The organism is Bacillus sp. 9.4 (assembly GCF_055486415.1).
In genome coordinates this window covers 190,418-216,285 of the sequence record NZ_JBVFMU010000004.1, presented here as the reverse complement: position 1 = coordinate 216,285, position 25,868 = coordinate 190,418, and the positions used below count along the sequence as shown (strand labels likewise).

Below are 25,868 nucleotides of genomic sequence, written 5' to 3'. Positions count from 1 at the left end.
GGGAATGAACATATGGGCAATACCAATGGAGATTCAGCCTTCAATAAACGGACAATCGCGGCAGCATTGGCTAACTATATTGATGCCGGTTCAATTGTGGCAGGCTCCGCCGGTTTATCATTATGGGTCAGTTACCTTAAGCTATCCGATACGCAAATCGGGCTGCTCGGCGCGCTGAGCGCAAATGCGATTTCTGCCGCTGTCGGCGCGCTGCTTGGCGGGTTTCTGGCTGATAAAGTCGGACGGAAGGCTGTTTATACCAATAGTATGCTGGTTTATGCACTAGGGATTTGTTTGGTTTTGTTCGGGGTTAATTTCCCCATGTTGTTAAGCGGTTACATCATTATCGGTTTATCAGTAGGGGCTGACATTACCGCGTCATGGACCATTATTGCGGAAAATGCGCCAAAGAAGAATCGGGCCAGACATTGCGGCGTAGCACAAGTCGCTTGGGCCGCGGGCGCTGTCGTTGTACTGCTCCTCTCCGTACTGGCCGGTGACTTGGGACTCTTGGGGAATAAAATCGTATTTGCCCATCTGCTTGTGATTGCGTTGATTACGTACATCCTGAGAATCAGGCTTCCGGAATCAGACGCCTGGCAGACAAAAAATCAGCCGGAGGATGCTCAGGCAGAGAAGCCGGCTGTACTGAATAAGACATCATATTTTGATTTGCTCAAGCCTATGTATCTAAAAAGCATATTGTTTTTGATGGGTGTGTACTTGGTTTGGAACTTAGCTGCCGGGGTCATGGGCTTCTTTATGCCATACATTTATCAGCAGGTCGGCGGTGTATCTGCCAACATGGCCAACCTTTTGCAAATGGGGCTGTTTATCTTCACAGGATTGGGGGTCGCCTTGATCTTCATGCCCTTTGCCGACAAATATAGAAAAACCGTATTTGGAATCGCCGCTTTCATGGCGGTGATCGGGTGGACACTGTTTCTGCTGCCAGTTGAAGGCCTGCCGATTCTGCTCCTGTTTATTGTCGTGATCGGCATCAATAACGGAGCAGGGCAGCAAGCGAACTATCAGTTATGGGCCAGTGAAATCTTTCCTACGCAATATCGTGCTTCCGCACAAGGACTGATGTTTTTCCTTGTCCGTATTTCAATAGGGATTTGGAGTCTGTTTGTCCCAATGATTATCACCAATTTCGGCATTGGAACGATGGCTGCAATTCTTCTCGGATGTGTGACGGCCAGTATGATCATCGGGCTGCTCTTTGCGCCGAATACGTCTGGCAAGTCGCTTGAACAAATTCAAGAGGAACTCTACGGATCTCCTCAGAGCCAAGTAAAGCAAGGAACAGAAAGCAAAATCATGTAACCAACAGAAGGAGTGGCTATCAATGAGTTTACGTATTGGCGTAATTGGAACTGGAGCAATCGGAAAAGAACATATTAACCGCATCACGAACAAGTTGTCCGGCGCGGAAATTGTAGCTGTAACGGATGTTAATCAAGAAGCTGCACAAAAGGTCGTTGAGCAATACCAATTAAACGCGACGGTTTATCCGAATGATGACAGCCTGCTTGCAGACGAAAATGTAGACGCTGTCTTAGTGACAAGCTGGGGGCCTGCGCATGAGTCAAGCGTGCTGAAAGCCATTAAAGCCCAGAAATATGTGTTCTGTGAAAAACCGCTCGCAACAACGGCTGAAGGATGCATGCGCATCGTCGAAGAAGAAATCAAAGTGGGCAAACGCCTTGTTCAAGTCGGCTTCATGCGCCGTTATGACAGCGGTTACGTACAGCTGAAGGAAGCACTCGATAACCATGTGATTGGCGAACCGCTTATGATTCACTGCGCACACCGCAACCCGACTGTAGGAGATAACTACACAACCGATATGGCCGTAGTCGACACGCTTGTTCATGAAATTGATGTGCTGCACTGGCTCGTCAACGATGACTACGAGTCTGTTCAAGTCATCTACCCGAAAAAATCGAAAAACGCGCTGCCGCATTTAAAGGATCCGCAAATCGTCGTGATTGAAACAAAAGGCGGCATCGTCATCAACGCTGAAATCTATGTGAACTGTAAATACGGCTATGACATACAATGCGAAATCGTCGGAGAAGACGGCATCATCAAGCTGCCCGAGCCATCAAGCATCAGCTTGAGAAAAGAAGGCAAATTCAGCACAGATATTCTGATGGATTGGCAGAGACGCTTTGTCGCTGCGTACGATGTGGAAATCCAAGACTTTATTGATTCGATTCAAAAGAAAGGCGAGGTCAGCGGACCGACGGCATGGGACGGCTATATTGCCGCTGTTACAACGGATGCTTGTGTGAAGGCCCAAGAATCCGGACAAAAAGAAAAGGTTGAATTGAAGGAGAAACCAGAATTCTATCAATCTTTTACAACAGTTCAAAACTAAAAAACAGAGGAGTGAAAATATGAAGTTAGCATTGGATCCATCCATGTATCGTGATGATTTAACTTTAGAGGAAATGGTCTATAAAACGGCGGAACTTGGTTATGAATATATCGAATTATCGCCGCGTGAGGATTTTTGCCCATTTTATAAATATCCGAAAGTCGATTCAGCAAAGATCAAACAATTAAAGCGGCTCTTAAGGGATACAGGTGTTAAGCTTTCATCGCTTCTTCCTCTTTATCACTGGGCGGGTCCTGATGAAGACCGCCGCCAGGCTGCAGTGCGCAACTGGAAACGGGCTATCGAAATTGCGGTTGAACTTGAAGTGGATTTGATGAACAGCGAATTCAGCGGTTCAAAATATGATCCTTTAACAAGTGAAGAAAAATTTATCAAATCCATGGATGAGCTTCTGCCAGTCTTTGAAAAAGAAGGCATGAAACTCAACCTTCAAGCCCATCCATATGATTTTATCGAAACGCACAAAGGTGCGATGGATATGATCCGCGCGCTTGACAAGGATTGGATCAATCTTGTCTACTCGACTGCGCATACGTTCTTCTATGATGACGGCAAAGGCGACATCGAGACCATGTTTGACGAAGCCGGCGACCGCCTCACACATGTTTTATTTGCAGATACCTATAATCATAAAGCGGCTCATGGCCTTCGCTACATCGTCAATCCGCCTGACGCGAAAGTAACGGTTCACCAGCATTTAGACATTGGCCAAGGCGAGGTTGATTTTGATACGATTTTCAGAAAACTGAGAGAGATGAAGTTCGACGGAATTGCGACGAATGCCGTATTTGCTTGGGTGGATGAAAGAGCGGATGAATCAAGCCGATTTATGCTTAAGAAAATGAAAGAAGAATTAGGTCTGGCATAAGCTGAGCATGGAGTTCGGCGGGATATGGCGAGAGCCTTCCTGCCGAACTCCCTTCATATCTAAAACGCAGATGGGGGAGTCTGGCATGAAACTTTGTTTTAATGAAGCGACAACATTGGAAAACTCAAACCTTAAACAGGATTTAGAACTATGCGAAAAGCATGGATATGATTATATTGAAATCCGCACAATGGATAAGCTGCCTGAGTACTTAAAAGATCATTCATTGGATGACCTTGCGGAATATTTTCAAACCCATCACCTCAAACCGCTTGCCTTAAATGCGCTTGTTTTCTTCAACAACCGTGATGAAAAGGGCCACAACGAGATCATCACTGAATTTAAAGGCATGATGGAAACATGCAAAACCCTCGGTGTGAAATATGTGGTGGCCGTTCCGCTTGTGACAGAGCAGAAGATTGTAAAAGAAGAGATCAAAAAGAGCAGTGTAGACGTGCTGACTGAGCTGTCAGATATCGCGGAGCCGTACGGCGTAAAAATCGCGCTTGAATTTGTCGGCCATCCGCAATGTACGGTCAATACGTTTGAACAGGCGTATGACATCGTAAACACAGTCAACCGTGACAATGTCGGGCTTGTCCTTGACAGTTTTCACTTTCATGCAATGGGTTCAAATATAGAGAGCTTAAAGCAGGCGGACGGAAAGAAAATCTTTATCTATCATATCGATGATACAGAAGATTTCCCAATTGGCTTTTTAACAGATGAGGATCGTGTATGGCCGGGGCAAGGGGCGATTGACTTAGATGCCCACTTATCAGCACTGAAGGAAATCGGCTTCTCTGATGTTGTATCGGTTGAGCTCTTCCGGCCTGAATATTATAAGCTGACTGCTGAGGAAGCCATTCAAACAGCGAAAAAAACAACAGTGGACGTCGTATCAAAATACTTCAACATGTAATGGATAAAGGAGGGGTGGACATGGCTTTTGTATCGATGAAAGAGCTTCTTGAAGATGCAAAGCGGGAGCAGTATGCGATCGGCCAGTTTAATATCAATGGTCTGCAGTGGACGAAGGCGATTTTGCAGGCGGCGCAAAAGGAGCAATCACCGGTCATCGCCGCGGCTTCCGATCGCCTGGTCGACTATTTAGGCGGATTTAAAACGATTGCCGCCATGGTCGGTGCGTTAATAGAGGACATGGCGATTACCGTTCCGGTCGTGCTTCATCTCGATCACGGCAGCAGTGCGGAACGCTGCAGACAGGCCATTGATGCCGGATTCAGCTCAGTGATGATTGACGGCTCCCATCAGCCGATTGACGAGAATATCGCGATGACAAAAGAAGTCACCGATTATGCCGCAAAACACGGCGTGTCAGTAGAAGCCGAAGTCGGCACGGTCGGCGGAATGGAAGACGGACTGGTCGGCGGGGTCTGCTATGCCGATATCACGGAATGTGAGCGGATCGTCAAAGAAACCAATATCGACGCGCTGGCCGCCGCCCTCGGCTCTGTACACGGCAAATATCAGGGTGAGCCGAATCTCGGATTTAAGGAAATGGAGGCTATCTCCCGCATGACTGATATTCCCCTCGTTCTTCACGGGGCATCCGGGATTCCGCAGGATCAGATCAAAAAAGCCATCACGCTCGGCCACGCGAAGATCAATATCAATACGGAATGTATGGTAGCGTGGACAGACGAAACACGCCGCATGTTCCAGGAAAACAGCGATCTGTACGAACCGCGCGGCTATTTGACACCCGGCATTGAAGCCGTGGAAGAGACAGTGCGAAGCAAAATGAGAGAGTTCGGATCAGCCGGTAAAGCAGCTAAGCAGCAGGTCGGCTAAAGAGACCAGAAACCGCCGAGATGGCGGTTTTTTTGTGCGGTGTTGCGTCCATATGCCCAAAACGATTATGATGATGGCAGCAGTGTAAGAAACGGGAGTGGTTCAGTTTGAATAAAATCATGATTGTGGAAGACAGTGAAGACATTCGCGGACTATTGCAGAATTACCTTGAAAAATACGGATATCAAACAGTGGTCGCCGCGGATTTTACAGCTGTTCTTGATGTCTTTTTGCGGGAAAAGCCCGATGTGGTGCTCCTTGATATCAATTTGCCGGCATATGACGGATATTATTGGTGCCGGCAGATCCGCCAGCACTCCACAAGCCCGATCATCTTTATTTCTGCCAGAAGCGGGGAAATGGATCAGGTGATGGCGATTGAAAATGGGGGAGACGATTATATTGAAAAACCGTTTTCTTATGATATTGTGCTTGCGAAAATCAAAAGCCAGATCCGGAGGGCGTACGGGGAGTACGCCGCAAAGCAGGGAGAGAAAGTGGTTGAATATGCCGGCGTTCAGCTCTTTGTGGAACGGTTTGAACTGCGTTTTCAGGATGAAAAAAGCGAGCTTTCTAAAAAAGAAAGCAAGCTTTTGGAAGTGCTGCTTGAGCGGGGAGAAAAGGTGACGAGTCGGGACCGTCTCATGGAAAAGACGTGGGACACCGACATATTCATCGATGATAATACACTTAACGTGTATATCACGCGGCTCAGAAAAAAACTGCGAGAGCTGAATGCGCCTGTTTCTATTGAAGCGGTGCGGGGCGAAGGCTACCAGCTGAGGGCGCAGTCATGAAGCTGTTTCTCCGGTCTCATGCAGTGCTGATTCTGCTTTTTCTCCTTCAAGGGCTGTTTGTCTTCTTTTATTACTGGTTTGCGGGTCTTCATTCTTTTTCTCACTTGTTTTACATATTGGGCGTGCAGCTTCTTATTTTGGCGGGGTATCTTGCCTATCGCTGGTACAAAGACCGCGGCGTGTATCATTGGCTCAGCTCGGGGCAGGAAGGGACGGATATCCCGTATCTCGGTTCCTCAGTGTTCTGTTCAGAGCTGTATGAAAAGCAGATGGAGCTGATGCGGCTGCAGCACCAGAAGCTCCATGAGACTGAAGCCAAGCTGGACGCGCGGGTGACGTATATGAATCAATGGGTGCACCAAGTAAAGACGCCGCTGTCGGTCATTAATTTAATCATTCAAGAAGAGGATGAGCCCGTTTTTGAACAAATCAAAAAAGAAGTCCGGCAGATTGAATTCGGGCTGGAGACGCTTCTTTATTCTTCAAGGCTCGACTTGTTTGAACGGGATTTTAAAATCGAAGCGGTTTCCCTGTCCGAGCTTCTCCAATCAGTCATTCAAAGCTATAAACGATTTTTTATTCAATATCGCGTTTATCCGAAAATGAACGTTTGCGATGATCATCAGATTTACACCGATGCCAAATGGCTCAAATTTGCGATCGGCCAAGTGGTCACAAATGCGGTCAAGTATTCAGCGGGCAAGAGTGACAGACTTGAGCTGAATGTCTTCCGCGATGAAGACAGGACGGTGCTTGAAGTCAAAGATTACGGTGTCGGGATTCCCTCGCAAGACATCAAGCGGGTGTTTGACCCTTATTACACCGGGGAAAACGGGCGGCGTTTCCAAGAATCTACGGGAATCGGCCTCCATCTCGTCAAAGAAATTACAGGTAAGCTCAATCATACGGTGGACATCAGCTCGTCTCCCGGTGAAGGGACATCAGTTCGATTTTCATTTCTTACAAAAATGTAAGGCTGCGTTAAGAAAACAACATAGCCCGCTTTGTTTCCCCTTGATAACATGGATTTATGTCAAGGGGATTTTTATGTTGAACGTCCCGGCACTACATGAAAGCAGCCCAGATCAACAAGAATAAAACCATAAGGAGGATTTTCATGGCGAATATGCTTGAAGTCAAACATATAAATAAAACCTATAAAGGACAAGTATCCTATCAAGCCTTAAAGCAAATTTCATTTTCAATAGAAGAAGGCGAGTTCACGGCGGTGATGGGGCCGTCCGGGTCCGGAAAAACAACGCTTTTGAATATCATTTCAACGATCGACCGTCCGGATTCAGGCGATATCCTGATTCACGGAGAAAACCCGCATCGCCTGAAGCGGACAAAGCTCGCTCATTTCCGCCGCAAGCAGCTTGGATTTGTGTTTCAGGATTTCAACCTTCTGGACACGCTGACAATCGGTGAAAATATCATGCTGCCGTTAACGCTTGAAAAAGAAGCGCCGTCTGTCATGGAAGAAAAACTGCAAGGCATCGCGGCAAAGCTCGGAATCGAAAACCTGCTCAACAAACGGACGTTTGAAGTATCCGGAGGACAGCGCCAGCGTGCCGCCATCGCAAGAGCGGTCATTCATAAGCCGTCACTCATCCTGGCCGATGAACCGACGGGCAACCTTGATTCCAAAGCGTCAAAAGACGTCATGGAAACGATGCAGAGCCTGAATCAGGATGATCATGTCACGGCTTTGATGGTGACCCACGATCCTGTTGCGGCAAGCTACTGCCGCCGCGTCATCTTTATAAAAGACGGCGAACTGTTTAATGAGATTTACCGCGGGGAAAACCGCCAAGTATTTTATGAACAAATTCTCGATGTGCTGTCTATGCTGGGGGGAAACGCAAATGACCTTTCTTCAGTTCGCTTATAAAAACGTCACGAGAAACAAAAGGGCCTATCTTGCATTCTTTTTAAGCAGCGCCTTTTCCGTTTTGATTTTCTTTACCTTTGCGATGTTCTTGTTTCATCCGGCATTAAAGGAAGGCTACCTGAATAATATCGCCAAAAAAGGCTTAACCGCTGCGGAATGGATGATCTTTGTTTTTTCTTTCTTATTTGTTCTGTATTCGGTTAACGCATTTTTGAAATCGAGAAATAAAGAATTCGGCATTCTGCTCATGCAGGGCATCACGCCGGGTCAGCTGAGAAAGCTCATTACTGCGGAAAATATGATCATTGGCGTCATGTCAATTGCAGCCGGCATTATCGGAGGATTCATTTTTTCAAAGACGTTCTTTACGGTCGGCGCTTATATTTTAGAAATGGACGCGCTGCCTTTGTATATGCCTTGGAAAGCGCTCGGTATTACGGCCTGCGGATTTCTGCTCTTATTTTTCTTTTTATCGCAGTTTACGATCCTTTTTGTCAGATCAAATACGGTTATCAAATTAATAAAGGGCACTGACAAGGTTAAGCCGGAGCCTAAGCCGTCCGTGCTTCTGTCCTTATTCGGCATCGCCTGTCTGTGCGGCGGGTACGGCATGGTTCTTAAAGGCAATGTCCACGGGGCCGAACCGTTTATCATTTTACTGCTCACCGTCATCGGAACATATTTCTTTTTCAGCCAAAGCAGTATATGGATTCTGCGCGCGCTGAAGAAGTGGAAAACCTTTTATCTGCGCGGGAAAAACGTCATTTGGGTTTCTGACCTTGTCTATCGTCTAAAAGACAACGCCCGCCTGTTCTTTATCGTCAGCATTATTTCCGCGGTTGCGTTTACTGCGACAGGCGTGCTCGCAATGTACAAATCGACCGTCGGAGCGGAAGAGTCCGCTTATGAAATGGAGTATTTATCTTACAGCAACAATCCAAAAGAACAGACTCATTTGAAAGATATTGACCATGAACTGAAAACACACGGCTTTACGTATAAGAAAGACAAAATAGATGTTTCCTATGTTCGCTATCAGGAAGGAGAAACTGTTCCCCCTGTTTACATGATCAGTGAATCGGATGCGGCAAAATACTTCCATGTCAAAATGAACGGCCTGAAAGAAGACGAGGCTGTCTATTTCCCAGGAACGTATGACCGCAATTTCAAAAACGAAGCGCCGGATCAGCTGAAGCTGCTGAACCAAAAAGGCAAGCTGTCCGGACAAAAACTGTCGGTAAAAGAAGTTAAAAAACCGCTGATCTCATTGAATGCCATCATCGCGGTGAATGATCAAACCTTTGATCAGCTGAAATCACTCGGTGATAAAGCGTCATTATACGGCTACAGCTATGATCATTGGAAAGACAGTCTTGAGATCAGCCAATCCTTGCAAAATGAGATTTACGGCAATTATATCGATGTGCATTCTGATTTTGCTTCAAAAGCCGGGACTTACTATGATACGGTGCAGCTGCCGAGCCTGAGTTTATTTATCGGCCTGTTTATCGCAATTGTATTCTTTGTCGCGGCAGCAAGTTTCTTATATTTCAGACTGTTCACTGATTTAGATGAAGACCGGGAGCGCTACCGTTCACTGGCCAAAATCGGCCTGAGTGAGCGTGAAATGGCACAAAGCGTGACAATACAATTGGCCATTCTTTTCTTCTTTCCATTTGTCATTGCCGTCATGCATACACTGTTTGCCTTGAGAACATTGGCTGTGGAAGGCTATTCCGATGTAGCGGGGCCGCTCAGTCTTACCATCGGAGGGTTTTTCATTTTTCAGCTTCTATTCTTCCTCGCGGTGCGGTCAAGCTATTTGAAAAAAATGAACAAGTAAGGGGAGTGCAAAGATGAAAAAAGCAATGGCAATCCTGGCCGTCTTGGCGGCTGCTGCCGTAATATGCGGGCTTCTCTTTTTTCATAACGATGTTACAGACAGATTTAATCCGTTTATTCACCAGCAAGATGTCTATGTTCAGATTGATCGAGATGGCAAACATCTTAGCCCAGGCGGTACTGAGTATACATTAGACGGATACAATGCATCCGGAAAAAAAGAAGAAGTGACCTTTTTCGCCGGCAAAGAGCTTCGGAAAAACGCGTATTTGAAGGTGAAGGCGAAAGGAAAGTATGTCGAGACTTGGGAAGAAGTCAGGTTTGAAGATATGCCGGACTCCGTGCAGTCAAAATTAAAGTGAATCATAAAAAACGGCACAGCGTCATGACTGTGCCGTTTTTTTATTTTTTATTTTCTTCGGCCCGTTTGATCAGCATGTCGGTGATGATATCCACCTGTTTGCTGACAGAAATCGGGTCGTACGGGTAGAACGTGTCAAAGTCATTGATAAACACGCGATTATGTTTAACAGCGTCAAGGTTCTTCCAAATAGAAGAATTCTCCAGCTTGTCGAGTGTTTTGCTTTCGCCTTTCGGGTTGTAATCCGTAATGAACATATAATCTGCGGCATACTCAGGAATAACCTCTTGAGAGAGCTGTTTCATCTCTCCTTTTTTGATGACATCTTGCTCAATTTTTTCAGGCGCTTTTAACCCAAGTGCATTGTATACAGCTTGGCCGCCGCGTCCGCCATTGTCATTGAACACCCAGAATTCGCCCTTGTCTGTGTTTTCATAAATGCCGAAGGTCGCATCTTTGTCGATGACGCCGGCAATTTTCTTTTTAGCTGCTTCCGCTTTTTTGTTAAAGTCAGCCATAAATGATGTTGCTTTGTCTTTCGCTCCGGCGATATCTCCGAACATGCTGACTGTGTCTTCTACGTTTTTCGCTGTGTTATAAGGTATGACAACAGTCGGAGCGATTTTCTTTAATTTATCAACATTCTCTTCATTCATGACAACAATTAAGTCAGGCTGAAGCTCCATCACTTTTTCAACGCTGATTGGATCACCAACATCCTTCACATTTTTCAGCTTTGATTTTAAAAACGGATTATCAAATGACCATGAGCCTGAGCCGACCACATTGGCCCCGACAGACAGCAATTCACCAGCATAAAAATCAGTGACGATGCGTTTCGGATGTGCAGGAATGTTGACGTTCCCTTTTGGTGATTTGTATGTTCTCATTTCTGTTTTTTCGGAAGCAGAATCGCTTGAGCTCCCTTTAGAAGCCGTGCCGCTGCAAGCGCTGACAAACATGAGAAGCAGCACAAGCATGCCCACGAGCAATATGTTCTTTTTCATCAAGAACCCTCCCACTATGTATCTCAATAGATTAGTAATGATTATCATTATCAATTAATAATATAGCAAGAAACCTGTTCTCCGTCTATCACTATTTTTAAGGGAGAAAGTTTTTCCCGTTTATGGGTGACGCGGTATGCCTAATCGATTATTATAGGTAAATAGGAGGAGAAAAATATGGGAATTACAAAAAGAGGTTCCGCTTGGGAATTGCTGCATAGCTGGTGGATGCTGTTTATTTTCATGCCTTTTGCCATTACCAGTTTTTTTGCCTTTTTATTTATTGGCATCAAGGTTAGAAATAGAAAGTGGATCATGTACGGCATCATTTATTTTTTCATTTTTGCGTTTGGTTTTGTTTTGCCCGATCTGCCCGGTGTTTTTATTGTGGTCCCGTTATGGGCGGTGACCATTATTCATGGATTTAAAGTGCGCCCGCTGTATTTGATTCAGCTGGATGTATACAAAGATCATGTGGAGGCGCGGGCTTTTGCCGAGGCAAGAAGTGAAGCCGAGAGCAGATTTCATGCACCGAAACAGTCTATTCAGGATATACATATTCGCAAAGAACAGTAAGAAAAAAAGCTCAACACTCGCATTGTGTTGAGCTTTTTTATATGTTACTGCTGATAGGATTGTTGCTGAAATGGCGTGTTTTGGCCGAATGGAAGTGTAGACACATTCGTATTCATGACGCTGGATTGTCCAGTAAGTTCCTGTTGCATTTGGTTGCACATGTTGACAACCTGCTGGCACTTTTGAATCGCCATGTCATGCCCGTGCAGTGCTTGCTGAATGGTATGTGCAGCTTGTTGTTCGTGGTTTAGAATCTGCTGCAGCATTTGGATGTTTTGCTGTTCCTGATGAAGCATGTGGCGATATTGCTGGCTGCTTTGCTGTGTTTGCTGAATGAGCTGCTGAGCAGTCTGGCGGCATTGATTCAGCTGCTGCAAGCCGTGTTGTGTATTATGCATGAATGATCCCTCCATGTATCGATTGACGTGAGTCGGTATTATCATGCAACCTGATTGAAAAGAAATTCTGCAAATGAGGAACTACAATTATTTTCCTCAGCCCCTCTATCTTTGAATGAAAACGGTAAAGATTGTATACTGGGTGCAAACCCTTTTTATGTAAACGTTCCGTTTTAACATATAAGAATGGCGGAAAACGAAACCCTGAAATGGGAGAATCGTATTCCGCTTTTTTTCTTTGCTTGCTCAGAAACCGCCTTCCCCTGCAGTAAATGGGATATTCAGCCTGTTTTCTACTGTGCGGAGGCGCTGATTGAGCCGATTTAGGCGGCGTGTATGGCGTTCAACAGTCTGGCTTAGCTGATTGACCTGTTCGGCCAGCCGCGCAATTTCGCGGTTTTGACGGCGATCTTCGTTTGTTAGACGGGTTAATTCTCTCGACTGCTGTTCATTTTGCCGTTCAAGTGCTGCGATTCTTCTTTCTAATGCCGGCTGTCTATCCATTTGGTATGGATCGTATACATCCTGCTGCGGATAAGAATTGTACTCATAGTGGCTATAGTAAGGTTCCTGCTGAGGCAGCTGAGGGCTGTAATATTGATAAGGGTTCATTATGATCAATCTCCTTGTGGGTGAATTCCTTATAACTTATGTAGTCATTGGCACAGCGGCACGGCATTCGCCCAAAAAGAGGAGGAAAGGATGTGATCCCCTTGAGAAACAGATATGGCATTTTGCTTTTAACTGCTGTATGCATTATGGTATCGGGCTGCCAGCAGCAAAAAGAAGAGACACCGTTTTATTACGGAACGTGGGATGAGGGGCTTGTCCCCGGGCCAGCGGATGGCGTGAAATCAGCAACAGTCACATTTACCAAAGATGAGGTAGTGGAGACGGAAGTCATTGAAGGAAGAGGAGAGGTGCAGCTGCCTTTTATGGCATATAAGGTGATTTCCCAAAGCACTGACGGGTCCATTGAGATTCAGTATCTCGGCTCCTATTACCCGCTCAAAAGCACGCTGAGAAGAGGAGAAAACGGGACGTTGATCTGGGAGCAAAATGGCCAGACAAAAACGATGACAAGAATCGAGTCAAAGACCGGCAGGGAGGAGAAAGATGAGAAATAAAAAAGCTGAGAGACTGGTGGCAGCGGGGCTTGTTTTACATATTATTCAGTGGATATTTATATTATGGGCTTTTCTCAAAGTCAAACATGTATTTAGTGACTATACGATCTATAACCCTAATGTCATCAGCGGATCGATGCAGTCCTTATCGTTTATACAAATGATGCGTGCTATGATGTACTCAGGGGCAATCGTGAATTATGTTTTGTTTTTTGCTCTTGTATTGCTGATTTATGGCATAGTGCTTCATGCCATCCTGATTGTTCTGGAAATGGCGGCTTACGTCATGATCAGACGGAATCCTTCATCTTCATGGGGGTTCTTTTTGATCGCTGCGGGTGTAAAGCTTGCCATCTTGAATATAACCGGCATTCCTTTTTTAGCTGCCGGCTTTCTGCTGATGAAACAGAAAAAAGCAGAAAACGGCGTCAAGGCAGAAAGAAAGCGGAAACCACGCAAACGTATCCGAAGACAAGGGCGGCGTCTAAACAGAATCCGGAGAAAACCTTCTCTTCCGGTTGAATATCAAAAAGAAAAAACGATATGATGGGACTATAGCCTGAAAACGACATGAAGGAGATGCAGGATGTACAAACTAATTGCAATTGATATGGATGGAACACTTTTAAATGATCATCATGAAGTAACAGAGGAGGTCCGCGACGCCCTTCACGCGGCAAAAGCGGAAGGTGTCAAAATTGTGCTCTGCACCGGCCGGCCTATCGGGGGTGTGCAGAGATATTTAGATGAACTGAATTTAATTGAAGAAGGCGACTATGTCATTGCGTATAATGGAGCGCTTGTTCAAAATACGCATACAAATGAAGTGGTCTCGGAGCTGTCTCTCGGCTATGATGATTTGACTTCATTATATGACCTGAGCTTAGAGCTGAAGACGCCGATGCATTTCTTTGATTCATCTAATTTGTATACGCCTAACCGGGATATTAGCGAATTTACCGTATACGAATCCTATGTGACACAGGTGCCGCTTCATTTCCGCAAGATTGACGAGGTGCCTAAAGATATCCTCATCCCGAAAGTGATGTTTATTGATAAACCGGAGAACTTAAGCCGCGTCATTACATCGATTCCAAAAGACGTGAGAGAAAAATATACAATGGTCAAAAGCGCGCCTTTCTTTTATGAAATTCTGCACTCGGAAGCCAGCAAAGGAAATGCTGTACGCCAGCTGGCACAGCTGCTCGGAATCGAGCAGGCTGAAGTCATGAGCATAGGCGACAACGGGAACGACCTGACAATGATCGAATGGGCGGGCTGCGGGGTTGCCATGGCAAACGCCATTCCAGAAGTATTGGAAGCCGCAAACTTTCAAACGCGCTCCAATAATGAACATGGCGTTGCACATGCGATTCATGAGCTTGTTTTGGCTAAATAATAAAAAATCCAGCCTTCTAAAGGCTGGATTTTTCGTTTTATTGGATGTAATGTCAATTCTTTGACGAATCGATTTGACTTTCGTTATGCTGATAAAACAAGTTGTTCACAAAATGTACGATTTTAGCCTGAATTGAAAGGGGACTGAATCAGATGTGCACAAGTCTTACATTGGAAACTGCTGACCGGAATCATTTATTAGCGAGAACAATGGATTTTGCATTTCAGCTGGGGACAGAGGTGATTCTCTATCCGCGCCGTTACAGTTGGAATAGTGAAGCTGACGGAAAGGCCCATCAGACACAGTACGCATTTATCGGTATGGGAAGAAAACTTGGTAATATTCTATTTGCAGACGGCGTTAATGAAAACGGTTTATCGTGTGCTGCACTTTATTTTCCGGGCTATGCAGAGTATGAAAAAACGATACGGGAAGAAACCGTTCACATTGCCCCGCATGAGTTTGTGACATGGGTGCTGTCAGTCTGTCAGTCTTTGGAAGACGTAAAAGAAAAGATTCGATCTTTAACGATTGTAGAGAAAAAATTAGATCTATTGGATACAGTTTTACCGCTTCACTGGATATTGTCAGACCGGACGGGACGAAGCCTGACGATAGAACCGAGAGCAGACGGCCTCAAAGTCTATGACAATCAACCTGGTGTCATGACGAACAGCCCCGACTTTATATGGCATGTAACTAATCTGCAGCAATATACAGGAATCAGACCGAAGCAATTAGAGAGCAAAGAGATGGGCGGGTTAGCCCTTTCCGCTTTTGGCCAAGGCTTAGGAACGGTTGGCCTGCCGGGGGATTATACACCGCCTTCCCGGTTTGTCAGAGCTGTTTATTTGAAAGAACACCTAGAGCCGGCGGCCGATGAAACGAAAGGTGTAACAGCCTCTTTCCACATTTTGGCAAATGTGACGATACCAAAGGGCGCAGTGATAACGGAAGAAGACGAAATTCATTATACGCAATATACTTCCGTGATGTGCAACGAAACTGGAAACTACTATTTCCACCACTATGACAATCGGCAAATCCAAAAAGTAAATTTATTTCATGAAGACCTTGACTGTTTGGAGCCTAAAGTGTTTTCTGCTAAAGCAGAAGAGAGTATTCTAGAACTTAATTAAGATTCAATTAGCTGATTTCGGTATGAATCCGGGATCAGCTTATTTTTTTATGTGAAGTCTCAGCTTCTGAATGAGTGGGAAGATGGACCGTTCTACGACGGCGACACGCGCGTTTATTAGCAAAGAGCAAAAGCAGCGGCAAAATGCGTATGGTCGGAAGTACAGATAAGGTACAAGCTACATTTATATAAAACTTTGGATCAAAACGAGTCTCAGCATCAGACTGGTTTTTCCAGTATACAGGTTGCACAAATGCCGCCCCATAATTCTGCGAAATTCTTTTCAGCTTAAAAAGAAAAATTTGATCCTAACTCATTGACAAACGTCCAAGACAAAGGTACATTTTGATTTATTCATATTAAACGACTAGGAATATAGGAGTTTATTTTTCGGATTATTCAGCCTAAAAACATGATAAAAGGAGTATCGTCATGACAAGCAAAAAGAAACAAATCAAATTAGGGGTATTTTTAGCAGGTACAGGCCATCACGTCGCGTCTTGGCGGCACCCGGACGCGCCGTCAGATGCGAGCATGAATTTGGATTATTTTAAAGAGCTTGCGAAAACAGCGGAGCGAGGCAAGCTTGATATGCTGTTTTTAGCGGACAGCCTTTCGATTGACAGCAAATCACACCCAAATGTATTAACAAGGTTTGAGCCATTCACCCTGCTCTCTGCTTTGGCGCAGGTCACATCAAAAATCGGACTGACAGCAACAGCCTCCACTACATACAGCGAGCCATTCCATATTGCCAGACAGTTTGCGTCATTGGATCATTTGTCCAACGGCCGTGCCGGATGGAACGTCGTCACTTCATCTATTGAATCAACAGCGCTGAATTTCAGCGGTGAAAAGCACCTTGAACACCATTTGCGCTATCAGCGGGCAGAGGAATTTGTCGAAGTTGTAAAGGGGCTTTGGGATTCATGGGAAGAGGACGCCTTTATCCGTAATAAAGAAACGGGTGAATTCTTTGACAAAGAAAAAATGCACGAGCTGAACCACAAAGGAGAATATTTCTCGGTTCGCGGACCTCTGAACGTTTCAAGAACGCCGCAGGGCCAGCCGGTCATTATCCAGGCAGGATCATCAGGAGACGGAAAAGCGTTGGCTGCCAGAACAGCAGAAGTGATCTTCACAGCACAAAACCACCTGGAATCAGCTCAGGAATTTTATCAATCCATTAAAGAACAGGCAGCGGAATTCGGACGTGATCCAGAAAAAATTGCCATCATGCCGGGTATTTTCCCAATCATTGCCGATACAGAAGAAGCAGCGCAAGCCAAATACAAGGAGCTTCAAGATCTGATTATCCCATCTGTCGGTCTGCAAATTCTCCAAAATTACTTAGGCGGAATTGATTTGTCGGCATATCCGCTTGATGGGCCGCTGCCGAAGCTTGACGCAGAAGCTTCTAATGCGGTGAAGAGCCGCTTCAAGCTTGTTCAGGAAATGGCTGAAAGGGACAATATGACGATACGAGAGCTTTACAAATACGTTGCAGGCTCCAGAGGCCACCATATCTTCGTCGGCACGCCGGAGCAGCTCGCCGACAAGATGCAGGAATGGGTGGATAAGAAAGCGTGTGACGGGTTTAACATCATGCCTCCGCTTCTTCCAGAAGGAATTGAAGTGTTTGTTGATCAAGTAGTTCCGATTTTACAGGAGCGCGGCGTGTTCAGAAAAGAATATGAAGGCACAACATTACGAGAGCACTTCGGTTTGGAAAAGCCGGTAAACCGCTATGCAAAGTAAGGAGGAACGCTAGATGAAGCCACAATATCGCCTTGCAGTTGAACGTGATGCTGAACAGCTCCTCGCGCTGACATTGCGGGCTTATGAACCGATTCGAAAGCTTGGCATTCGTTTTGCTGCTGCTCATGCGGATTTAGATTTGGTGCTGCAAAATATTCGGAAAAACGCTTGCTACGTCATGGAAGAAGACGGGCGGATCATCGCGACCATCACCTTGAGAATGCCTTGGGGAAAACAGCCGGGACCGTATGGCGTTCCGCATATCTGGTGGTTCGCTGTGGACCCCGACACCGGTAAAAAAGGAATCGGAACAAAGCTGCTTCAATGGCTGGAGGAAACAATCCTTCGCGATACGTTAAAGGTTCCGTTTGTCTCACTCGGAACAGCGGATAAGCATCCGTGGCTGATAGAGATGTACGAACGAAAAGGGTATGTCCGCTCAGGTGAACAAGACCTTGGAAAAGGGCATATCACAGTCTATATGAAAAAACAATTGCGACATGATCTATAAAAAAAGAAAAGGCGGGAAAATCAAATGAAAATGAAAAAATGGACTGTGCTGGTCGTTGCTGCATTATTAGCGGTGCTTTCAGCTTGCGGCAATGGAAACAGCAGCAGTAAAGAGGATGACAATGTGCTTCATGTCGGTGCGACAGGACAAAGTTACCCATTTGCTTATAAAGAAAACGGAAAGCTGACAGGTTTTGACGTTGAAGTGATGGAAGCAGTCGCTAAGAAAATTGACATGAAACTGGACTGGAAGCTGCTTGAATTCAGCGGGCTGATGGGAGAGCTTCAAACAGGCAAGCTTGACACCATTTCCAACCAGGTAGCTGTGACAGACGAACGTAAGGAAACGTATAACTTTACGAAACCATACGCTTATGCGGGAACACAGATTGTCGTCAAAAAAGACAATACAGACATCAAATCAGTAGACGATTTAAAAGGCAAGACAGTCGCAGCCGTTCTCGGTTCAAACCACGCGAAAAACCTTGAAAGCAAAGATCCTGATAAAAAAATCAATATCAAAACGTATGAAACACAAGAGGGTACGCTGAAGGATGTTGCGTACGGCCGTGTAGACGCTTATGTCAACAGCCGAACTGTATTGATCGCGCAAATCAAGAAGACCGGTTTGCCATTAAAGCTTGCAGGAGATCCGATTGTTTACGAACAGGTTGCATTCCCATTTGCCAAGGACGATGCGCACGACAAGCTCCGCAAAAAAGTCAATAAGGCGCTAGATGAATTGCGTAAAGACGGAACACTGAAAAAACTCTCTGAAAAATACTTTAATGAAGATATCACAGTAGAACAGAAGCATTAAGAAACGGCGGTGACTCACCAGAATGAACACGATTGATTGGGAATTCATGATATCAGCGTTCCCGACTTTAATTCAGGCCCTTCCGATCACGTTGTTTATGGCCATAGCGGCTATGATTTTTGCCATTATTGGAGGACTTATTCTCGCACTCATTACAAAGAACAAAATTCCAGTGCTTCATCAGCTGTCAAAGCTGTATATATCCTTTTTCCGAGGCGTGCCGACACTGGTGCAACTGTTCTTAATCTATTACGGGCTGCCGCAGCTGTTTCCAGAGATGAGCAAAATGACAGCTCTCACAGCTGCCATCATCGGGTTAAGCTTAAAAAATGCAGCATATTTGGCAGAAATCTTCCGGGCCGCCCTCAATTCTGTTGATGACGGGCAGCTGGAGGCGTGCCTGTCTGTCGGTATGACAAAATTTCAGGCATACAGACGGATTATTTTGCCGCAAGCGATCCGAAATGCGATTCCGGCAACGGGCAATACATTTATCGGGCTCCTGAAAGAAACGTCACTGGCCTTTACATTAGGGGTCATGGAGATGTTCGCCCAAGGGAAGATGTACGCTTCAGGAAACCTCAAATATTTTGAGACTTACTTGGCGGTTGCGATCGTCTATTGGGTTCTTACCATTATCTACAGCATTTTGCAGGACTTGTTTGAACGTGCCATGAGCAAGCCATACCGGACTTAGAGGTGAAATCAGTTGATAACAGTAAAAAATATTCGCAAAGCGTTTAAAGATCTCGTCGTGCTCGACGGAATCGATCTAGAAGTGAAACGCGGAGAAGTGGTGGCAATCATCGGTCCGTCCGGTTCCGGAAAGTCAACGCTTCTCCGGTGCTTAAATTTATTAGAGCGTCCGGATCAAGGACTTATTGAAATCGGAGAAGCCAAACTGAACGCGGAAAAGTTTACACGCAAGGAAGCATATCGGCTTCGCCAGCAAACGGCCATGGTCTTTCAAAACTACAATCTGTTTAAAAATAAAACGGCTCTGCAAAACATTACAGAAGCTTTAATTGTGGCTCAACATAAACCACGCGACGAAGCGAAACGTATTGGAATGGAGATTCTGAAACAAGTCGGTCTGGAGCATAAGGCTGACAGCTATCCGATCACAATGTCCGGCGGCCAGCAGCAGCGAATCGGCATCGCCCGGGCGCTTGCGGTCAATCCGCATGCGATTTTGCTGGATGAACCAACTTCAGCGCTTGACCCTGAGCTCGTCACAGGGGTGCTTCAGGTCATCAAGTCCATTGCGGAAAAGCAAACAACGATGATCATTGTTACACACGAAATGGCGTTTGCAAAAGAGGTCGCTGATAAAGTGATTTTTATGGCAGACGGCCATATTATCGAGCAGGGAACGCCAAAAGAACTGTTTGACCATCCGAAAAACGAACGGACGAAACGATTTATCAAGCAGGTGGGAGAGCCTGCAGAGCTTATATAAGAAGGGGAGAAGAACAATGGCCGACAAAGCGTTTCATACCCGTTTAATCAATATGCGGCGTGATCTTCATGAACATCCTGAGCTGTCATTTCAAGAGGTTGAAACGACGAAAAAAATCCGCCGCTGGCTTGAGGAGGAGCAAATCGAAATACTTGATGTTCCTCAATTGGAGACTGGCGTGATTGCAGAAATCAAAGGACGGGAAGACGGCCCCGTGATAGCAATACGAGCGGATATTGACGCGCTCCCGATCCAAGAACAGACGAATCTCCCGTTTGCATCTAAGGTTGATGGCACAATGCATGCGTGCGGACACGATTTTCATACTGCTTCTATTATTGGCACAGCGATGTTGCTGAATCAAAGAAGGGCCGAGCTGAAAGGTACAGTCCGCTTTATCTTTCAGCCTGCAGAAGAAATTGCCGCAGGAGCAAGAAAGGTTCTAGAAGCTGGCGTACTTAATGACGTTTCTGCGATTTTCGGCATGCACAATAAGCCGGATCTGCCTGTCGGGACCATTGGTGTAAAGGAAGGTCCGCTCATGGCAAGTGTTGACCGGTTTGAGATCGTCATCAAAGGGAAAGGCGGACACGCCGGCATCCCGAATAACAGTATTGATCCAATCGCTGCAGCCGGACAAATCATCAGCGGGCTGCAATCTGTGGTCAGCCGCAATATCAGCTCACTGCAAAACGCAGTCGTCAGTATCACAAGAGTACAGGCGGGCACGTCGTGGAACGTGATTCCAGACCAAGCTGAAATGGAGGGGACGGTTCGAACCTTTCAAAAAGAAGCGAGGCAGGCTGTTCCGGAGCATATGAGACGAGTGGCTGAAGGAATTGCAGCGGGCTATGGGGCACAAGCAGAATTCAAGTGGTTTCCTTATTTGCCTTCCGTTCAGAATGACGGCACATTTTTGAATGCGGCATCCGAAGCTGCGGCACGGCTTGGCTATCAAACCGTTCACGCTGAGCAGTCTCCGGGCGGAGAAGACTTCGCTCTGTATCAAGAGAAGATTCCGGGATTTTTTGTCTGGATGGGAACGAACGGGACGGAGGAGTGGCATCATCCGGCCTTTACACTGGATGAAGAAGCCCTTACGGTTGCCTCTCAATACTTTGCGGAGCTGGCGGTTATTGTATTGGAGACCATCAAATGAGCAAACAAGGGCTGACAGCAGGTCTTGCAGAGGCTGTGAGAACGTCACAACCTGAGCATTCAGTTGACGCGATTCACGAAGCAAAAAAGGGATTACTTGATTTTACTGCCGCTTCATTCGCAGGAAGAGAAGATAAAGGAATTCAAAAGCTCCTCCGTCTGATAGAGGATGAAGGAGGCCGGCCCCTTGTTCCTGTTATCGGACAGGGCAAAAAGGCCGCGCCATTACAATCCGCGATGCTCAATGGATTTATCGCCCATGCATTGGATTTTGATGATGTCCACTCCGATGTAAGAGGACACCCCAGTGCAGTCATCGTGCCTTCTCTTATTGCTTCTGCCGCTCGCGGACATGACGAGCGGCTTCTTGGCGCTTATGTTGTTGGTGTGGAAGTGATGGCACGGCTGGGAGAATCAATTGGCAGCCGCCACTATGAAAAGGGCTGGCATAATACAGGAACGCTTGGTGCTATCGCTGCTGCCTGCGCCGTAGGTTATGCTGAGGAGCTGACTCAGGAAGAGCTGGAAAAAGCAATTGGTTTTGCGGCTACGCAATCTGCTGGGATGAGGGTGCAATTTGGAACAGAAATGAAACCGCTGCACGCCGGTTTGGCGGCTCAGGCTGGCTTGCTGGCCGTTAAGCTGGCCCAATCAGAATTTGGCGGGTCCCGCACGGCACTTGAAGGAGAAACTGGTTTCTTCAGTCTGTACGGTGACGTTGAAAAAGCACAACATACTTTGCTAAACGATTGGGGGGCACCGTGGAGAATTGTGCAGCCGGGTCTATGGTTTAAAATCTATCCATTTTGTTCCGCGGCACACCATGCTGCAGATGCGGTACGACAGCTTATCTCCGAAGAAACCATTTCTGCTGCCAATACCGAACGTATTGAAGTGATTTTTCCGCCAGGCGGAGATGCTGCATTGACGGAAAGATCTCCGAAAACTGGAGAGGAAGGCCGTTTCAGCGTTGAATATGTGATTGCTCTTGCTTTGCACGGACACGACCTGACCGTTGAACATTTCAACAGCCAGCCGATCCCAAACGGAATTCAAACGACAATAGGGCATATTCAGCGCGTATATGACAATGCTACTCAGCCGGCTCCCCATGCCGTTCCAAAAGGCCGTTTCACGATTGTCCGGGCCTATTTATCAGACGGCCGGATTTGCGAAGCGCGTGTGGACTGCCCAAAAGGGGCGCCAGGAAATGAGCTGTCTGAAGAAGACATAATAGAAAAATTGACATTAACGGTCCCGCAAGAAAAAGCGCGGAGCATCATAACAGCCGTTGAAAAAGCCGATATAAAAGAATTTTTAGCTCATATTGAATAAGATAAACTCTATTCGGTGATTTCAGATGATATGATAAAACCAATCATACGTTTGAAAAAGGAGAAAACCATGACGGTGAATGACGCGGTTGTATTCATTTTGGCTGCCTTTTTACTATGGGGAGCGGCGGATTATTGTTTGGGAAACAGATGGGGGCTAGGCGAGCGGTTTGCGGACGGCTTTAAGGCTATGGGGCCGCTGGCGCTGTCCATGATCGGAATTGTGTCGCTGGCGCCCGTGCTGGCAGCAATCCTGATTCCCATTGTTGCTCCGTTTTACACAGCGATTGGCGCGGACCCTTCTTCCTTTGCGAACACCATTTTGGCGATTGATATGGGAGGATATGCGCTGGCTGGAGAAATGGCGAAAGATCCGCAGGCCGGGCTGTTTTCATGGGTGTTTTTAGGAACAATGATGGGACCGGCAATCGTCTTCACAATTCCCGTCGCTCTTGGCATCATCGAAAAAGAGGATCATCCGTATTTTGCGAAAGGCATATTAATCGGGCTGTGCACAGTGCCGATCGGTTGCTTAATCGGCGGATTATGCGCAGGCTTTGACATTGGCATGATAGTTAAAAATCTTCTGATCCCGAGTCTGTTATCTGCTGTGATCGCTTTTGGGTTATGGCGATACACCGACAATATGATTCAGTTGTTTCATCTCTTCGGGAAAGCGGTCAGTGTGGTTGCGATTATCGGGCTTGCAGCTGTTTCTGTTGAAACGATGACCGGCATTGTGCTGATTCCGGGAATGGAGAATGTCGAGACAGGGATACAAACGACAGGGACCATCGCCATTGCCCTGGCAGGGGCGTTTCCAATGACGGCTTTTATTACAAAAACCTTTAAAAAACCGCTTCAGGCCCTGGGGAAACACCTTCATTTAGATGAGACAGCAACAGCAGGCTTGGTGACCTCTTTGGCGCACCATATCCCAATGCTGGCTTCATTAAAGGATATGACGCCGAGAGGAAAGGTCATCAATGTCGCGTTTGCGGTCAGCGGCGCCTTTGTACTCGGCAGCCATCTCGGTTTTGTGGCTGGAATGAAAAAAGAAATGGCGGCGGCCATGATCATTGGGAAATTAGCAGGCGGAGTCACAGCTGCCGCAGCGGCTGCTTGGATGACACCTGCACAATCAGCTAATCAGCAAAAACGTATCTCAGCCGGCCATAGCTGAGGCAGAAGCTGTTTCAACTTTGTCCAATCGGGAATGTTACAGTAAAGATTTCTGTGAAAGAGGGTTGGACACATGGCGGTGAAAGACCGGTACATGTCAAAAATAAAACAGGAAACCAAGCCTTGGATCAAACGATTCGGGAGGCTTGGTTATTTTGCATTCGGCGGCGTTTTTATTCTGCTTGGGGTTTTGGCCTTTATGACGGCTGCCGGGGCAGGCCGCGCGAAAGATTCGAGCGGAGCGCTCCAAACGCTATCACGCATGCCGTATGGGTCACTATTGCTTTTTTTAATAGGCATCGGCCTTATCGGCTATGTGATCTGGATGGTGTTAAGCGCGATCAAGGACACGGAGGGGCACGGAAACAGCAGGCGAGGCTTGTCACGGAGAATAGGAAACTTTTTCAGTGCCGCCGTTTACACATCCATCGCTTGGAATGCCTTGCGATTTGTGTTTGGCCAAGGGGACGGCGGCACTTCAGAACAGACGTGGTCCGCTTATGTATTGGCGCAGCCGTTCGGCCAATGGCTCACAGGGCTTACGGGTGCGGGTTTTTTCGTATTTGCGATTGTTCAATTTATGAAAGGCGTTCGGGCTGCTTTTATGAAAGAATTTGATACGTCAAAAATGAACAAACAAATGATATGCATCACGAAAAACACCGGACGTGCAGGCAATATCGCCCGGGCCATTATTTTCTCGGCTATCGGCTATTTTCTCATCAAGACAGCTATGACCGCTGATCCCGACGACACAAGAGGCTTTGACGGTGCGCTCGCCGAACTCGCGCAGCAGCCGCATGGCAAATTGATTCTGTCTATATTGGCATTAGGCCTGATCCTATATGGAATGTACGCCATTATGAAAGGCATTTATCAGCATATGACCTGGGAGAAATAAGCTCTGGGCAGGTCCGCGCCCAGAGCGTTTTTCAGTTTCTTAGAAATCAGGTGGATGAAAGCCGGCGCCAGCCTGTAGCTATCGCAGCTGCTTGGAATTGAACAGGAGGAAGTTATGTACATAGGCACAACGGAAACGACCTGACAATGATTGAATGGGCGGGCTGCAGCGTTGCCATGGTAAACGTTATTCCGGAAGTAAGGGAGATTGCCATTTTCAAACAAAATCAACACGGCGTGGCGCATGCGGTTCAGGAGCTTGTGCTGAAAAAATAGGCACCCCATAAAAGAGTGCTTTTTTGAAAACAAAGTTAAAATCCTAATTCCGGAATATTGTAGTTACATTAGCCGAAAGGGGAGTTAAAATATTAAAGTTGATTTCAGAAATGATTAGGATTAAACCCTTTAAAGTTTTGAAATGATTTTTCTTAGCTTAATACTTTTAATCAATAGAATCCCCTATGATGTCTTTTTTGTTTAGATATATAATGGAAGTAATTATACATATAAGAATAATTATCACTTGTACCAACAAGGTGATCATAATAGAGGTAAAAACATTTTGGTGAAATAGGGGCTGTCTTAAAACCATACTCAGATTTCCTATAAAAACAAACGAGTCTCTGAAAATAGACAGCACGTACCATGCAGTTAAGATTAAAAAAGCATAAACTGGTTTCATCATTATAGAAAGTGTTGTGAAGAGAAAAACTGCACATAGTACACTTGAAAAATTCAGCAAAATGACGAACCATGTTAACTGTAGATAAGGCATTTTAAAATCTGAAAAATTTAGTGTATGTAAAGTATATTCAGTATAATTTGTTGAATGGATCCCAAATAAAGAGCATAGACAAAATGTTAATAAGAATATTAGAGAGCAGTAGATAAATGTAATAATAAAAGTACAGGTATATTTACTAATGATAAGTAAATACACTTTGCGTATTCTAATTCTAGTAAATGAGCTGAAATTTATAATGTCTGTTCTTGCCCACGTATTCATAATTAAAATCAAGCTTAGTTGAATAAACAACCATAAAAAAGGGAATTTAAAAGAGTGTTGTATTACAAGCTCAATTGGTACACCCCCTATACCAATTAGTAATGTATCTAAATAC

Annotated in this window: 27 protein-coding genes and 1 pseudogene; 25 read left to right on the top strand and 3 right to left on the bottom strand. The window is 45.8% G+C overall.

Annotated elements, in window-relative coordinates:
* Positions 1–12 precede the first annotated feature (12 nt).
* The 10 genes from iolF (at position 13) to ACZ07B_RS16835 (ending at position 9,982) form a co-directional block, all read left to right on the top strand.
* Entirely contained in the window at positions 13–1,329 is a 1,317-nt protein-coding gene (gene iolF, locus ACZ07B_RS16880; protein WP_032725035.1) for a myo-inositol transporter IolF, read from the top strand.
* A gap of 22 nt (positions 1,330–1,351) precedes the next feature.
* The gene (gene iolG, locus ACZ07B_RS16875) at positions 1,352–2,386 is read left to right on the top strand and encodes a bifunctional inositol 2-dehydrogenase/D-chiro-inositol 1-dehydrogenase (RefSeq protein WP_014481414.1); all 1,035 of its coding nucleotides are present in this window, start codon (positions 1,352–1,354) and stop codon (positions 2,384–2,386) included.
* A gap of 19 nt (positions 2,387–2,405) precedes the next feature.
* Positions 2,406–3,275: a sugar phosphate isomerase/epimerase family protein gene (locus ACZ07B_RS16870; protein ID WP_014478480.1), complete on the top strand. Its 870-nt coding sequence runs from the start codon at positions 2,406–2,408 to the stop codon at positions 3,273–3,275.
* An 85-nt stretch (positions 3,276–3,360) separates the two neighbouring features.
* A complete protein-coding gene (iolI, locus tag ACZ07B_RS16865) occupies positions 3,361–4,197 on the top strand; it encodes a 2-keto-myo-inositol isomerase (RefSeq protein ID WP_187956321.1) in 837 nt (278 codons plus the stop codon).
* Positions 4,198–4,217: 20 nt separating this feature from the next.
* Positions 4,218–5,090 (top strand): 6-phospho-5-dehydro-2-deoxy-D-gluconate aldolase, encoded by an 873-nt coding sequence (gene iolJ / locus ACZ07B_RS16860; protein ID WP_014478478.1) that lies wholly within the window; start codon positions 4,218–4,220, stop codon positions 5,088–5,090.
* Between the two features lie 107 nt (positions 5,091–5,197).
* Positions 5,198–5,887 (top strand): two-component system response regulator YxdJ, encoded by a 690-nt coding sequence (gene yxdJ, locus ACZ07B_RS16855; RefSeq protein WP_003243527.1) that lies wholly within the window; start codon positions 5,198–5,200, stop codon positions 5,885–5,887.
* Positions 5,884–6,861 carry a two-component system sensor histidine kinase YxdK gene (gene yxdK / locus ACZ07B_RS16850; RefSeq protein ID WP_339246488.1) on the top strand — a complete coding sequence of 326 codons (978 nt, stop codon included), beginning with the start codon at positions 5,884–5,886 and terminating at the stop codon, positions 6,859–6,861. Before yxdJ ends, yxdK begins: the two co-directional genes overlap by 4 nt.
* Before the next feature lie 143 nt (positions 6,862–7,004).
* Positions 7,005–7,778 carry an ABC transporter ATP-binding protein YxdL gene (yxdL, locus tag ACZ07B_RS16845; RefSeq protein WP_014115765.1) on the top strand — a complete coding sequence of 258 codons (774 nt, stop codon included), beginning with the start codon at positions 7,005–7,007 and terminating at the stop codon, positions 7,776–7,778.
* On the top strand, positions 7,753–9,621 hold the full coding sequence (gene yxdM, locus ACZ07B_RS16840; RefSeq protein ID WP_464877460.1) for an ABC transporter permease YxdM: 1,869 nt from the start codon (positions 7,753–7,755) through the stop codon (positions 9,619–9,621). The genes yxdL and yxdM overlap by 26 nt, the downstream gene beginning before the upstream one ends.
* Positions 9,622–9,634: 13 nt before the next feature.
* Positions 9,635–9,982: a YxeA family protein gene (locus ACZ07B_RS16835; protein ID WP_014478474.1), complete on the top strand. Its 348-nt coding sequence runs from the start codon at positions 9,635–9,637 to the stop codon at positions 9,980–9,982.
* A gap of 40 nt (positions 9,983–10,022) precedes the next feature.
* On the opposite strand, the gene ACZ07B_RS16830 is transcribed toward ACZ07B_RS16835, so the two are convergent.
* The gene (locus ACZ07B_RS16830) at positions 10,023–10,988 is read right to left on the bottom strand and encodes an iron-hydroxamate ABC transporter substrate-binding protein (RefSeq protein ID WP_014478473.1); all 966 of its coding nucleotides are present in this window, start codon (positions 10,986–10,988) and stop codon (positions 10,023–10,025) included.
* Positions 10,989–11,165: 177 nt separating this feature from the next.
* Between ACZ07B_RS16830 and ACZ07B_RS16825 the strand changes: the two genes are divergently transcribed.
* A complete protein-coding gene (locus ACZ07B_RS16825; RefSeq protein WP_445603912.1) occupies positions 11,166–11,564 on the top strand; it encodes a hypothetical protein in 399 nt (132 codons plus the stop codon).
* A 44-nt stretch (positions 11,565–11,608) separates the two neighbouring features.
* On the opposite strand, the gene ACZ07B_RS16820 is transcribed toward ACZ07B_RS16825, so the two are convergent.
* Both ACZ07B_RS16820 and cotNE read right to left on the bottom strand, forming a co-directional pair.
* A complete protein-coding gene (locus tag ACZ07B_RS16820; RefSeq protein ID WP_043858345.1) occupies positions 11,609–11,962 on the bottom strand; it encodes a hypothetical protein in 354 nt (117 codons plus the stop codon).
* Positions 11,963–12,208: 246 nt separating this feature from the next.
* Positions 12,209–12,574 carry an inner spore coat protein CotNE gene (gene cotNE, locus ACZ07B_RS16815; RefSeq protein WP_123374112.1) on the bottom strand — a complete coding sequence of 122 codons (366 nt, stop codon included), beginning with the start codon at positions 12,572–12,574 and terminating at the stop codon, positions 12,209–12,211.
* A gap of 146 nt (positions 12,575–12,720) precedes the next feature.
* On the opposite strand from cotNE, the gene ACZ07B_RS16810 reads away from it, so the two are divergent.
* From ACZ07B_RS16810 to ACZ07B_RS16745, 14 genes and pseudogenes are all read left to right on the top strand, one after another.
* On the top strand, positions 12,721–13,089 hold the full coding sequence (locus tag ACZ07B_RS16810) for a DUF3255 family protein (RefSeq protein WP_251187552.1): 369 nt from the start codon (positions 12,721–12,723) through the stop codon (positions 13,087–13,089).
* Positions 13,079–13,636, top strand: coding sequence for a hypothetical protein (locus ACZ07B_RS16805; RefSeq protein WP_326209051.1), 558 nt, complete (start codon positions 13,079–13,081; stop codon positions 13,634–13,636). The genes ACZ07B_RS16810 and ACZ07B_RS16805 overlap by 11 nt, the downstream gene beginning before the upstream one ends.
* A gap of 39 nt (positions 13,637–13,675) precedes the next feature.
* Entirely contained in the window at positions 13,676–14,488 is an 813-nt protein-coding gene (gene yidA, locus ACZ07B_RS16800) for a sugar-phosphatase (RefSeq protein ID WP_014478468.1), read from the top strand.
* A gap of 152 nt (positions 14,489–14,640) precedes the next feature.
* Positions 14,641–15,627: a penicillin V amidase gene (yxeI, locus tag ACZ07B_RS16795; RefSeq protein ID WP_464877459.1), complete on the top strand. Its 987-nt coding sequence runs from the start codon at positions 14,641–14,643 to the stop codon at positions 15,625–15,627.
* A 431-nt stretch (positions 15,628–16,058) separates the two neighbouring features.
* Complete coding sequence (locus tag ACZ07B_RS16790; RefSeq protein ID WP_015385100.1) at positions 16,059–17,384, top strand: LLM class flavin-dependent oxidoreductase; 1,326 nt, start codon at positions 16,059–16,061, stop codon at positions 17,382–17,384.
* A 13-nt stretch (positions 17,385–17,397) separates the two neighbouring features.
* Positions 17,398–17,895 (top strand): sulfur-containing aminoacid acetyltransferase SnaB, encoded by a 498-nt coding sequence (snaB, locus tag ACZ07B_RS16785; RefSeq protein ID WP_014478464.1) that lies wholly within the window; start codon positions 17,398–17,400, stop codon positions 17,893–17,895.
* Positions 17,896–17,919: 24 nt separating this feature from the next.
* Positions 17,920–18,714, top strand: coding sequence for an amino acid ABC transporter substrate-binding protein (locus ACZ07B_RS16780; protein WP_003227109.1), 795 nt, complete (start codon positions 17,920–17,922; stop codon positions 18,712–18,714).
* Positions 18,715–18,736: 22 nt separating this feature from the next.
* Positions 18,737–19,411: an amino acid ABC transporter permease gene (locus ACZ07B_RS16775; RefSeq protein WP_003243465.1), complete on the top strand. Its 675-nt coding sequence runs from the start codon at positions 18,737–18,739 to the stop codon at positions 19,409–19,411.
* 12 nt (positions 19,412–19,423) lie between these two features.
* Complete coding sequence (locus ACZ07B_RS16770) at positions 19,424–20,173, top strand: amino acid ABC transporter ATP-binding protein (protein WP_014481395.1); 750 nt, start codon at positions 19,424–19,426, stop codon at positions 20,171–20,173.
* A 16-nt stretch (positions 20,174–20,189) separates the two neighbouring features.
* Complete coding sequence (sndB, locus tag ACZ07B_RS16765; protein WP_124059480.1) at positions 20,190–21,332, top strand: N-acetyl-sulfur-metabolite deacetylase SndB; 1,143 nt, start codon at positions 20,190–20,192, stop codon at positions 21,330–21,332.
* The gene (locus ACZ07B_RS16760) at positions 21,329–22,666 is read left to right on the top strand and encodes an MmgE/PrpD family protein (protein ID WP_129092819.1); all 1,338 of its coding nucleotides are present in this window, start codon (positions 21,329–21,331) and stop codon (positions 22,664–22,666) included. The genes sndB and ACZ07B_RS16760 overlap by 4 nt, the downstream gene beginning before the upstream one ends.
* 69 nt (positions 22,667–22,735) lie before the next feature.
* Entirely contained in the window at positions 22,736–23,848 is a 1,113-nt protein-coding gene (eutH, locus tag ACZ07B_RS16755; protein WP_464877458.1) for an ethanolamine utilization protein EutH, read from the top strand.
* Positions 23,849–23,920: 72 nt separating this feature from the next.
* Positions 23,921–24,748, top strand: coding sequence for a DUF1206 domain-containing protein (locus tag ACZ07B_RS16750; protein WP_464877457.1), 828 nt, complete (start codon positions 23,921–23,923; stop codon positions 24,746–24,748).
* A 78-nt stretch (positions 24,749–24,826) separates the two neighbouring features.
* A pseudogene (locus ACZ07B_RS16745) lies at positions 24,827–25,023 on the top strand (HAD hydrolase family protein); the annotation flags it as partial.
* Positions 25,024–25,868: the final 845 nt, after the last annotated feature.